Genomic DNA, 11,556 nt, shown 5'->3' with positions numbered 1-11,556 from the left:
GCCTAAGTTAGAGAAATATCAGAGTTATTGTGCCTAATAGGACTAACCTAATAACTGCGCCATAATTTTTTGCAAGCCATGAGCATCGTCATAATGAATAACCAACGACCCTTTTCCTGACTTACCAGGCTTTAACTTAATCGTGGTTTGCAACTGTTGCGCTAAATTATTGATCTGTTCTTGATAATGAAAAGCCACAGGCTCATTGCCGGGAATGTTTTCTGTTGGCACTTTGCCTGCTTTAACGCGCTCCACTAGCTTTTCTGTTTCACGAACAGATAAATTCTTCGCTACAATTAACTGTGCTACTTGATTTTGTTGTTCTTCCTCAAGCATGAGCAAGGCACGTGCATGTCCCATATCAATGTCGCCATGCTCCAGTAATTTTTTTACAGCCGTTGATAATGCTAATAGACGTAAATAATTGCTTACTGCGGTACGTGATTTACACAAGAGATCAGCAACTTGTTGATGGGTAAGTGAAAATTCATCGGTAAGACGGTGCATCGCTCGTGCTTGGTCCATCGCATTTAAATCTTCCCGTTGTAAGTTTTCAACTAAGGCAATCGCCATAGCGGTTTCATCATCAACTTGCTTTAAAACGACTGGAACCTCAGTCAATCCTGCAAGCTGACTGGCTCGCCAGCGGCGCTCTCCGGCAATAATTTCATAGCGACCATCGCTAAGTTCGCGTACGACTAGCGGTTGTAAGAGTCCTTGTTTTTTAATGGACTCAGCCAATTCAGTTAGGGCCGCTTCCTCCATCTCGCCCCGAGGTTGATATTTTCCTGGTTGCAAGCAATCCACTGCTAGCTTAAGGCCATCAGCTGGTGGTTTTTCATTTAAAAGACTGCCGCTGGGCTGGCTTAATAAGGCGGATAGATTACGTCCTAAACCACTACGTTTCACTGTCATAAGTACCCCAATTTACCCCATTACGGTCTGTTTATTAATCAACTCAGAAGCAAGCACCATATAAGCTGCAGCTCCTGGCGAAGTTTTATCGTAGTGTAACGCAGGCATACCATGACTGGGTGCTTCTGCCAGTCGTACATTGCGTGGCACTACTGTTCGATAAACCTTAGTGGGAAAATGTTCTATTAATTGTTTGGACACGTCGGAACACAAGCGATTACGCGCATCATACATAGTTCGTAGCACTCCCTCGAGATGCAAACGCGGATTTACCGAGGCTTTAACTTGTTCAACTGTCGATAATAATGCGGCTAAACCTTCTAAGGCATAATATTCGCATTGCATGGGGATAAGTACGGAATCTGCTGCAACGAAGGCATTAATGGTTAATGTATTCAATGCAGGAGGACAGTCAATGAGTATAAAATCATAACTGCTTTGTAACGGTTGTAAGGCTTTATAAAGAAAGGTCTCGCGATGGTTTCGCTCCATAAGGCTGACCTCGGCAACCGTTAAATCATCATTACCAGGGATTAAATCATAGCCACAGGCAGTGGTGAGGCAGGCTTGTTCTGCCAGACAATCATGCAGCAAGACATCATTGGTGGTATGTACCAATTGATTTTTGTCAACACCACTACCCATGGTGGCATTTCCTTGGGGATCTAAATCGATCAATAAAACCTGTTGACGATTCGCAGCCAGGGAGGCAGATAAATTAATGGCAGTAGTAGTTTTGCCTACACCGCCTTTTTGATTGGCAATGGCTATGACTTTCGCCATGATATTAGTTCCTTGATTTTGTGTTTTCGATAAGCACGCAGCAGCGTTCACCCTCAACACCTTCAACAGTATAGTGTTCTACTTTGCAGTTTTGCTCTACTTCTTGGAGTTCGGCATCTGGATAACGTCCTTTCATTGCCAACCATATTCCATCTTTGGCTACGAGATGCTCTGTCCAGTGAATCATTTGCGCAAGGCTGCTAAACGCTCGGCTTATAACTGTATCAAAACCTTGAGCCGGGTGGTAGTTTTCGACTCGAATTTGTACAATTTCCACGTTTTTCAAATCAAGCTGTCGCTTTACCTCGTTAAGGAAGCGCGTTTTCTTACCATTGGAGTCCAATAAAACAAAACTTTTTTCTGGATGCGTAATGGCCAGAGGAATTCCTGGCAATCCTGGCCCAGTACCTACATCAATAATACGCTCGCCGTGTACCCAAGGCACAATACCCAGACTATCTAAGAGATGTTTGTTAACCATGGACTCCAGATCGCGAACAGCGGTCAAATTATACGCTAAATTCCACTTTTTAAGTAAGAATAAATACTCTAATAAGGGGGCACTAATTGCTTCAAGACCGAATTGCCTCAACCCTTGTTCAAGCAAATGTTTAATTGTTAAATCTTCGCTCATGCCTCAATCCGTTGTTTCTTTAAGTGTACGAGTAGTAGGGATAAGGCTGCCGGAGTTACTCCCGAAATACGGCCGGCCTGAGCTAAAGATGTGGGCTTTATCTTCGATAATTTTTGTACTACTTCTGCTGACAATCCCACAACTTCGGTATAATTAAGCGATTCAGGTAATACGGTATTTTCATGTTTCCGCATTTTTTCAATGTCTTGCTGCTGTCGTTCAATATACCCTGCATATTTATTTTGGATTTCTATTTGCTCACTGACTTCTGCGGGTAGCTCGGGTAAGCCCAGCTCTTCAAGCATTAATAAATGTTGATAAGTTATTTCTGGTCGTTTAATAAATTCAGACGCCCGATTATCATGTTGCATTGGGTTTTGCAGCACATCCTTAAATAGATCGTTGTGCGCCACCCGTACCCAGGAATTATGTAATAATGCTTGAGTTGATTCGATGGCTTCGCGTTTGGCAGAAAAATGGTGCCAGCGCGCATCGCCGACCATGCCTAATTCTCGACCTTTAGCGGTTAAACGTAAATCAGCATTATCTTCGCGCAGGAGCAAGCGATACTCTGCGCGTGAGGTAAACATACGGTAGGGTTCTTGAGTACCGCAGGTAATTAAGTCGTCAATTAATACCCCAATGTAAGCTTCATCACGACGCGGACACCATAATTCTTTTTCTTGTACCAGCAAAGCTGCATTCATCCCGGCGATGATGCCTTGCGCTGCGGCTTCTTCATAGCCTGTAGTTCCATTAATCTGCCCAGCAAAGAATAGGTTGGCAATGGGCTTGGTTTGCAAGAATGAAGTTAAGCCCCGTGGGTCAAAGTAATCATACTCGATGGCATAACCTGGTCGAGTGATATGCGCATTTTCAAAGCCTTTGATGGTACGCACAAATTGCACCTGCACGTCAAAAGGAAGGCTGGTGGATATGCCATTAGGATAAATTTCTTCAGTGGTTAACCCTTCAGGTTCTACGAAAATTTGATGTGATAATTTATCTGCAAAACGGACAATCTTATCTTCGATGGACGGGCAATAACGTGGTCCCACACCTTCAATGACACCGGCATACATCGGTGATTGATGTAGATTGTTGCGAATAATTTCATGGGTTGCTTCAGTTGTATGCGTAATATGGCAAGAAACCTGTTGTGGATGATCGCTTAAGCTACCCATATAAGAAAACACTGGTAATGGCGTATCACCAGGTTGCTCAGTCATTTGACTGTAATCAAGAGAGCGACGGTCAATACGTGGTGGCGTTCCCGTTTTTAAGCGACCTACAGGTAAATCCAGATCACGCAAGCTGTGCGCTAAGGCTATTGCTGGAGGATCACCAGCACGGCCACCTGCATATTGACTCATGCCTACGTGGATTTTGCCACCTAAGAAGGTTCCAACTGTCAATACAACGGCACGTGCACGTAAGGTGTAACCCATTTGAGTTACTACTCCAGTTACTTGTCCACCTTCAATAACCAAATCATCAACTGCTTGCTGAAATAGAGTCAGGTTCGGTTGTGATTGCAATTGTTCACGAATGGCCTGGCGATATAAAACCCGATCCGCCTGGGCACGAGTCGCGCGTACCGCTGGCCCTTTGGATGCATTTAAGGTACGAAATTGGATACCGGCTCGGTCTGCTGCTTTAGCCATGGCTCCATCAAGGGCATCAATTTCTTTTACCAAATGCCCTTTGCCAATACCTCCAATCGCGGGGTTACAAGACATTTGTCCCAATAAATCCATATTATGGGTTAGCAATAAGGTTTGAGCTCCCATCCGCGCAGCAGCGAGAGCTGCCTCTGTGCCGGCATGGCCACCGCCTACGACAATAACATCATATAATTTTTCAAGATTCATAATCTGGTCATTAATTGTGTAACAAAATGAGCAATTATACACTTTTTTTACAACAAAACGTAGCCTGTAGTCTTATTAGTTGAGAATGAAAGGGGAATTCATGTCATCGCTGTCATTAAGTTAGGTATTTACCCTTTTTGCACAACCAGAATCTATCGCCAAATGTGTTCCATGCAAGAAATGGACCTCTTGCCTGTGCGCGATTATTTTATTTTAAAATCCAAAAATTAATATCCAGCTACACTTATATATGAATAATAACATTTAGGAATTGGTATTATGGCCATTACTACCGGCTTATCAGGAAATGAAATATTTTGTCTGCATCTGAAAAATTATGCCCCCGGCTCTATAGTTGTTGGTAATAGTGTCCATTCATTAGGCTTTCTTGGCAGTATTGGTTCTGGCTTTAAAGCGATGTTAGGTGGGGAGTTACAACAGATTACCTCGCTTATTGAAGAGGGACGAGAAACAGCCTTTCAACGTATGCTCCAAGAAGCAGAAGCTAACCATGCAACAGGGATTACAGGTATTACCAGCCAGCTTATTTTTCATGGTGCTAATGTTGAGTTTTTATCTATAGGCTCGGTAATTCATGCATGCAATGATGCGAATAAAGCAAAATTTACTACATCCGCCGATGGCCAAGAACTATATGCACAGCTTGATGCTGGATATCGTCCTATTTGTTTTGCTTTTGGTAACGTGGCTTATTCCATGGGGATTGGCCGTGGTCTTTTAGGTGGGTTAAAAACCTTAGGCCGCGGAGAAATTAAAGAATATTCTGATATTTTTAATAAAACCAGGCATTTGGCTTTAAGTCGTATTATTGCTCATGCCCGGCAACATCAAGCAAATGCTGTATTAGGAATTAAGACGACCGTACTTCCTTTCGGGGGAGTTAATGAAATGCTAATGATCGGCACCGCCTCGCATCATCCTCAGTTGTTTACGGATGCTAATAATGAGGTGATAACCAGTGATATGACTAATATTGAGATGTGGAATATGGCACGTATAGGTTATGCGCCAATGAAGTTATTATTAGGAACTTCGGTTTATTCGCTTGGGGTAGTTGGCGGTATTACTTCGGCTTTGAAATCCATCTTCAGAGGTGAAATTAATGAATTAACTCGGATGATTTATGCAGCTCGTGAGAATGCTCTGGCACTTATTAACGATGAAGCACGGGCTATTGGGGCGGATGATGTTGTTGGTGTTAAAACTTATGTGTATCAGCTCGGTAATGGCTTAATTGAATTTTTAGCTATTGGTACAGCGGTTAAGAAAACAACACGTATTAAAACGGAATCAGAACAATTACCGCCCCAGGCTATTGTTGTTGATAAAGATACTTTTTATGACACCCAAACTTTTGGAGATTTTAGTGTGAATGTTAATGCGGGGGCAAAGCCAATTAACAAAGGGAGCACCTTTTTGATCCCCGCAATTATTCTTCTGTTCTTCCTTATGCAAATTATCTTTGCGTTTCTTCGCTCATCATAGCCTGCTTTTTAAGCAGGATTCATTGGCGGCAAACTGGAGGCTTTATTTTCTTTATTTTTAGGAGCAGCATAGGTCCCTTTTAAGTTGGTCACGCTGCGCCATAATTCGTCTCCATGCCATGCCCCCTTTTCATTCTCTTGATATAAGGCTTGTGATAAAACGTGCACTTGCTTTTTAAACTGCATATCGGTTGAGAGACGTATTAAGTCGGTTAAATTTAGTATTACTGCATCGGGCCAATGTAAATTTGCCCATTTCAATAATGCATCACGACAACGGTGAGGGTTATTTTGGTGGCAAGCGTCATGGAGGTTTTGCAATGCACGCTTATAAGCTTTTTTTCCTGGAGCATGGCTGCGTCGTTGCCATGCCCATAAGCTTAAAGTAAGCAACCATGCTAGGGCAAATAGAGCCGCAATAATCCAACCCCAATTGTTAGTTGTTGCAGAACCCGATGGGGCTGCTACAGCTTCCGCGATACTTTGTGGTGCAAGAGCCTTATCCTGGTTAGGTGAAGATGTTTTGGAAATGGTGGTTTTCGATGGCACAACCTCAATACTGCGTGGTGCTAAAACGGCAATTTCTTCTTTGCCGGTTACAGTATTAAACCAAGGTAGTTTTAGTTCAGGAATGGTTATTTTACCGCTTTTATTAAATAAATACGTTACCTTAATTTCTGAGCGGCTAACGATTTCACCTTGGTTCACCTGATTTTTTTCTTTTCCTTTTTCAGGATAAACCTTGAAGGCATCGGAGTCTGCGAAATGAAGGTTCGGTAATAATTGCGCAGGAATGCCAACTCCCTCTAGTGTAATGGTACGTACTAAAGTGCTGCCTTGGTCTATGGTTTGGCCAGAATTTTCATAGCTGTCACTCAACTGGATTTGCTTCGCCGGTAGCCAGCTCTGCCCGCTAAATTGAGGGGGAATCGGTTGGACGTCCAAGGTGATATCTTTCGAACTTGCTTTAATGCGTTGAGGATCAAAGCCATAAATCAGCGCGGTAAACGCAGGTGAGGTGATTGTTAATGGACCACTTTTTTGCGGAAAAATAGCATAACTTTGCTCTTCAACCAGATAGGTAACGTTATTTTTTTGAGTCTGATAACGTTTTTCATTACCCAAAGGAATAAGTAGCGCATTGTCTACCTTCGGTCCTTGATAGCTGGCATCTAAAAGCTGCTTGGAATTATATAAGCGCACTTTGTAGGTAATTTGTTGATTGAGGTAGGGTTTCTTTTCATTAACTTCGGTAGTTAAAAAGATATCTTGTTGTTGATCATCATTGCTATTTTGTACAGATGTGTCCTGAGGTGAAATATTAATTGTTAGCGGACTGCTTTGCTCCCCTCCCATTTTTATAGCGGGGATGGTTACCGGACCGATTTTTCGCGCCTTTAGATTGATAATCCAGGTGCTAGAGGCTTGGGTTTGCCCATTGATAACAGAGTAATTAACGCTACGTTCGGTACCTAAAATAATAAAATCTTTGCGTAGGGGCGTTAAATCAGGGATGCCATTGGCTGATTGCAAACTGGGTTGGGTTAATAATAAGCGAAATGATTCGCCTTGGCTGATCTCGGGAGGATCGATTTGAATTTGTATTTCGGCATGCGCCAAGGTATTAACTAAATAAAAAAAGCTAATAATTATTAATTTTTTCATTGATACCATCCACGTTCTCTTCTTAAGTGGTCACGTAAAAACTTTTCTCGTAGTAAGCCCCCAGGATCATCAGGAATTAAGCGTAACCATTGTTCTTTAGCCTGTTTTTTTTCTTGATCATCCTTATTATCTTTCTTAGTTTGGCTTTGCTGATCCTGCTTCTGCTGATCCTGCTTCTGCTGATCCTGCTTCTGCTGGTCCTGCTTCTGCTGGTCCTGCTTCTGCTGGTCCTGCTTCTGCTGGTCCTGCTTCTGCTGATCCTGCTTCTGTTGGTCCTGCTTCTGCTGGTCCTGCTTCTGCTGGTCCTGCTTCTGCTGGTCCTGCTTCTGCTGGTCCTGCTTCTGCTGATCCTGCTTCTGCTGGTCCTGCTTCTGCTGATCCTGCTTCTGCTGGTCCTGCTTCTGCTGGTCTTGCTTCTGCTGGTCCTGCTTTTGCTGGTCTTGCTTCTGCTGGTCTTGCTTCTGCTGCTGTAATAGCTTTTCAAGCAACTTACGATTATCAATGGCATCCTGATTTTTAGGATTTTTGGCTAAGGCTTTATCATAAGCGGCAATTGCCTCTTTATATTTACCTATGTGAGCTAAGGCATTACCTTCGTTATAAAAGCCTTGCTCGTCCTGCTGTTTTTGATAGAGCTCGCTGGCTTTCTGGTAATCCCCAGCACGATAAGCTGCTGCGGCTGCCCAGTCATTTCGTTTAAAGGTAGCACCTGCTTCTTTATATTGCTGCTGACTCATCAATTCCTGCCCTTGCTGATCTGGAGTAGACCATAGGTCTTGCCATTGCCAGGCTTGGGCCGCTAAAGACAAACAGGAAGTAAATAAGAAGATTAAATAGCGCATCATACAACGATCCTTTGTAGCCAGCCACGTTGAAATACTGGTAGCAGTAGCAATAAAGCGGGGATTAAAAACCAACGCCCCTCATCCCGCCATAATGGAATATCATCCTCTTTACTCAAGGCAAATTGTTTTTGCGCGCTAGTATCTATCCACTGCTCCAAATTACTACTGTCCGCAGTATACTTTAATAATTGACCATTTCCTGCGTCAGCAAAACGCTGAAACAATGGATTTAAATTAGTATCTGCTCTAATTGGCATAATGGAGGTAAAAATTCCGGCTGCCGCTAATTTTTTAACCTCAGCGATTGCATCTGTCGAGGGCGAGTCTGCAGTAAGCACGAGAATTTGCCCATGATTATAACCTGCTTGTTTAATTAATAAGCTTGCTTCGGCAACCGCGCTTTCTAAATTATTGCCAGTTACAGGCATAATGTCAGGAGTTAATGAAGATAATAATGAGCTAATGGTCTGACCATCATCCGTCAGCGGGGAAACCACGAAGGGTTCGCTAGTAAAGGCAACTAAACCAAATTGGCCAATGTCTTTACGGGAAAATAAATCGCGTAGCTTAAATTTGGCACGGCTTAGACGATTAGGACTTAAATCCTCTTCCATCATATTATCCGACATATCCAATACTAAGACACGTGGCTGTATAGGCTTATAGGTGGGCACGGGTAACTTATGCCATGCGGGTCCTGCCATACTTACAATCATAAAGAGAAGGCTAAGCAATAAGCAAAGAATTGCCCCCATGCGTCGTCCTTGTCCTTTCTTTTGCAATAAATGGTTAAGCAGGTGAGGGTCGCAAATTTCAGCCCAAGCGTGTAGTTTCGGGCGTCGCCGCCAACTAGCAAAGGCAAATCCTAATAAAGGGAGAATCATAAGTAACCACCAGGGTCTTAAAAAGTGAAAATCAGTAATCATACTTTAAGAGTCTCCTGATCTACTGCCATTGCAGATGCTTTGATGCGCAAATCGGCTTTACTTGCCAGCCAATAGAGGCAGAGCAAAAGAGCTAAGCCAACAAACCAGGGATAATAGTCTTTTTGTGGTCGGATGGTTGTTTGCTCCTGAGCTACTTTTTCTAATTGGTTAATGGTTTCATAGATTGTATGTAAGGTTTCTATATCCGTAGCGCGAAAATAACGTCCGCCTGTCATTGCTGAAATTGCTTTTAAGGTGTCCTCATCTAAATCTGCGGAAGCATTTTGCATCAGAAAGGCATTGGTTAGCGCTCGAGGATCGGCCGCAGCGCCTAAGCCAATGGTATATATTTTTATTCCCTCATCTTTGGCCAATTCAGCCGCTTTGAGTGGTTCCAGAACTCCAGAATTATTCGCGCCATCGGTTAAGAGAATAAGGACTCGCCCTTGTTGCGGTACTCGCTCCAAGCGTTTGACTGCTAAACCAATCGCATCTCCTATGGAGGTAGTTTTTCCCGCTAAGCCCACGGTTGCATCAATAAGGCGCAACAAAACGGTTTGCCGGTCATAAGTTAAAGGGGTTTGCAAATAGGCGTTACTGCCAAATAAAATAAGACCGATTTTGTCTCCGGTTCGTGCTTGAACAAATTGCTCCGCGGCATTTTTGACCACATTAAGGCGGCTGGCTGGACGTCCATTTAATATCATATCTGGTATTTCCATGCTACCTGATAAATCCAGGGCCAGCATAATGTTATAACTTTCCCGTTCTATCGGTTTGGGCTCGCCTATCCAGCGGGGCCCTGATAAAGCAAAGACGAGTAATAGCCAGATAAGGGCTGGGATTGCTAAAGAGGATTGGGCGCTAAGTGAGCGTTGTTCTTGGCCAGCAATTCCTGCCATTACTCCAAAGAAGGGTACGTTTAAGGCTGTAGGCAGATGAAGCTTAGCCTTGGGCATGATTAGCCAAAATAATAAGGGTAAGGGAAGGAGTAATAATACCCAGGGATTGGCTAATGTGAACATGGTATCCCCCGTTGTTTAATCCACTGCTTGGCATGGTCAAACAATGGACGCAAATCGATGCGTGTATCGGCTGCTTTAAAAGGCGCATCTAATAGCAGTGTGCGTACGCTATCAAAATCTATACCCTTGCTGGTTTGCTTTAAAAACTGCAGCCAAGCATCACCATATAAGCTCGCAACTTCAGCTCGTGGGTAATAGACTAAGGCGACTCGGCGCAACAATTCCGAAATTTGCGCGCTACTTATGGGCGCATTATGTTCTTTCTCATAGCTTTCCTGGTACGCGGCTAATAAGACTAAGGCTTGCTTTTTAGCTAAGGCATAACGCCAACGCCGCCGCAGGTAGAAAGCCAATATCAAAAGAAGTAGCACACTCAAGAGCATAACCGCATACCATCCTGGTGCAAGGGGCCACCAGCCAATGGCATCAGGCAAATGGATGTCTTTAAGCTGCGCTAAAGGATCGTTTTGATTAGCCACGAGACCTCCTGGGAAAAGTACGGCGTACCAGTTGCGTTATATCAAGATCTGCGGTGGTCTGTACGTATTGAATATGTAAGCGTTTAAATTGCTCCTGCAATTGATTTATTCTTCGTTGACAATACTGTTGATAGGCCTCATTTACGGAGCGTACGCGTGTATCAAATAGCAATTCTTGCTGTCCATTCGTGATGGCATATTGTTGTGGCTTAGGCGATGCTAATTCCACGCGGTCACAAATGTGGTAGGCGAGAATATCATTATGACTGCGTAAACGGTTCAAATGCTTTTCACATTCCCCATCCATCGTATAAAAGTCGCTGATCAACACCAAGATACTTCCTGGCCGCACGACACGGCGCAATCGTAGGAGTGCATCACTTAGCAAGGTGGGGGCGGCTGTACGCTGAGCTTCCGTTTGCTCGGTGTACTGGCTTAGAGCGGCGAGCATAGGGAGCACCCCTGAATCGCGTCCCCGCGGAATAAATTCGCTGTGCTCTGTAGCCGAGAAGAAGACTCCGCCTACGCGATCGCCTTGTTTAATAACTGTCCAGGCCACCATGGCGGCTAAGCGGGCGGCAACGACTGACTTGAAGGCGACGCGGGTACCAAAAATCATAGAGGGGTTAAAATCAGCAAGGATCACTACGGGACGTTCGCGTTCTTCCTGATAGATTTTAACATGAGGCCTGCCTGTACGGGCCGTAACGCGCCACTCCATGTGACGAATTTCATCACCAGCTTGATAATTGCGTACCTCGGCAAAGTCCATGCCGCGACCACGTAATTTGGACAGATGATTACCCGAACGAATAGCTCGTCCTTCGGGGCGATAGTGAATTGACTGCGCATAACGGCGCAAGTCTATCAATTCATTTAATTCTGCAATAACTCCATCAGCCATAAAA

The 11,556-nt window shown here is 43.9% G+C and carries 11 protein-coding genes; 1 reads left to right on the top strand and 10 read right to left on the bottom strand.

Going from position 1 to position 11,556, the window contains the following annotated elements; all coding sequences use genetic code 11:
• Positions 1-42 precede the first annotated feature (42 nt).
• Genes BN3124_RS07095 through mnmG form a run of 4 tightly spaced genes read right to left on the bottom strand, consistent with a single transcriptional unit; the run spans position 43 to position 4,203 of the window.
• Positions 43-915: a ParB/RepB/Spo0J family partition protein gene (locus BN3124_RS07095; protein WP_058534103.1), complete on the bottom strand. Its 873-nt coding sequence runs from the start codon at positions 913-915 to the stop codon at positions 43-45.
• Positions 916-927: 12 nt separating this feature from the next.
• The gene (locus BN3124_RS07090) at positions 928-1,698 is read right to left on the bottom strand and encodes a ParA family protein (protein WP_058534102.1); all 771 of its coding nucleotides are present in this window, start codon (positions 1,696-1,698) and stop codon (positions 928-930) included.
• 4 nt (positions 1,699-1,702) lie between these two features.
• The gene (gene rsmG / locus BN3124_RS07085; RefSeq protein WP_058534101.1) at positions 1,703-2,332 is read right to left on the bottom strand and encodes a 16S rRNA (guanine(527)-N(7))-methyltransferase RsmG; all 630 of its coding nucleotides are present in this window, start codon (positions 2,330-2,332) and stop codon (positions 1,703-1,705) included.
• On the bottom strand, positions 2,329-4,203 hold the full coding sequence (mnmG, locus tag BN3124_RS07080) for a tRNA uridine-5-carboxymethylaminomethyl(34) synthesis enzyme MnmG (RefSeq protein ID WP_058534100.1): 1,875 nt from the start codon (positions 4,201-4,203) through the stop codon (positions 2,329-2,331). The genes rsmG and mnmG overlap by 4 nt, the downstream gene beginning before the upstream one ends.
• Before the next feature lie 279 nt (positions 4,204-4,482).
• Here mnmG and BN3124_RS07075 point away from each other — a divergent pair, with 279 nt between their 5' ends.
• Positions 4,483-5,709, top strand: coding sequence for a heavy metal-binding domain-containing protein (locus tag BN3124_RS07075; RefSeq protein ID WP_058534099.1), 1,227 nt, complete (start codon positions 4,483-4,485; stop codon positions 5,707-5,709).
• Between the two features lie 8 nt (positions 5,710-5,717).
• Here the strand turns inward: BN3124_RS07075 and BN3124_RS07070 are convergent, their stop codons facing one another.
• Genes BN3124_RS07070 through BN3124_RS07045 form a run of 6 tightly spaced genes read right to left on the bottom strand, consistent with a single transcriptional unit; the run spans position 5,718 to position 11,552 of the window.
• On the bottom strand, positions 5,718-7,373 hold the full coding sequence (locus tag BN3124_RS07070; protein ID WP_058534098.1) for a BatD family protein: 1,656 nt from the start codon (positions 7,371-7,373) through the stop codon (positions 5,718-5,720).
• Positions 7,370-8,218: a tetratricopeptide repeat protein gene (locus BN3124_RS07065; protein WP_058534097.1), complete on the bottom strand. Its 849-nt coding sequence runs from the start codon at positions 8,216-8,218 to the stop codon at positions 7,370-7,372. Before BN3124_RS07065 ends, BN3124_RS07070 begins: the two co-directional genes overlap by 4 nt.
• A complete protein-coding gene (locus BN3124_RS07060) occupies positions 8,215-9,144 on the bottom strand; it encodes a VWA domain-containing protein (RefSeq protein ID WP_058534096.1) in 930 nt (309 codons plus the stop codon). Before BN3124_RS07060 ends, BN3124_RS07065 begins: the two co-directional genes overlap by 4 nt.
• Positions 9,141-10,169 carry a VWA domain-containing protein gene (locus BN3124_RS07055; protein ID WP_058534095.1) on the bottom strand — a complete coding sequence of 343 codons (1,029 nt, stop codon included), beginning with the start codon at positions 10,167-10,169 and terminating at the stop codon, positions 9,141-9,143. Before BN3124_RS07055 ends, BN3124_RS07060 begins: the two co-directional genes overlap by 4 nt.
• Complete coding sequence (locus tag BN3124_RS07050) at positions 10,157-10,648, bottom strand: DUF4381 domain-containing protein (protein WP_058534094.1); 492 nt, start codon at positions 10,646-10,648, stop codon at positions 10,157-10,159. Before BN3124_RS07050 ends, BN3124_RS07055 begins: the two co-directional genes overlap by 13 nt.
• The gene (locus tag BN3124_RS07045) at positions 10,641-11,552 is read right to left on the bottom strand and encodes a DUF58 domain-containing protein (RefSeq protein ID WP_058534093.1); all 912 of its coding nucleotides are present in this window, start codon (positions 11,550-11,552) and stop codon (positions 10,641-10,643) included. The genes BN3124_RS07050 and BN3124_RS07045 overlap by 8 nt, the downstream gene beginning before the upstream one ends.
• Between the last annotated feature and the right edge of the window lie 4 nt (positions 11,553-11,556).

This window comes from Legionella saoudiensis, from assembly GCF_001465875.1.
In the GTDB taxonomy this organism is placed as follows: Bacteria; Pseudomonadota; Gammaproteobacteria; order Legionellales; family Legionellaceae; genus Legionella; species Legionella saoudiensis.
The sequence above is the reverse complement of the archived record's forward strand: the minus strand, read 5'-3'. Positions and strand labels throughout refer to the sequence as shown.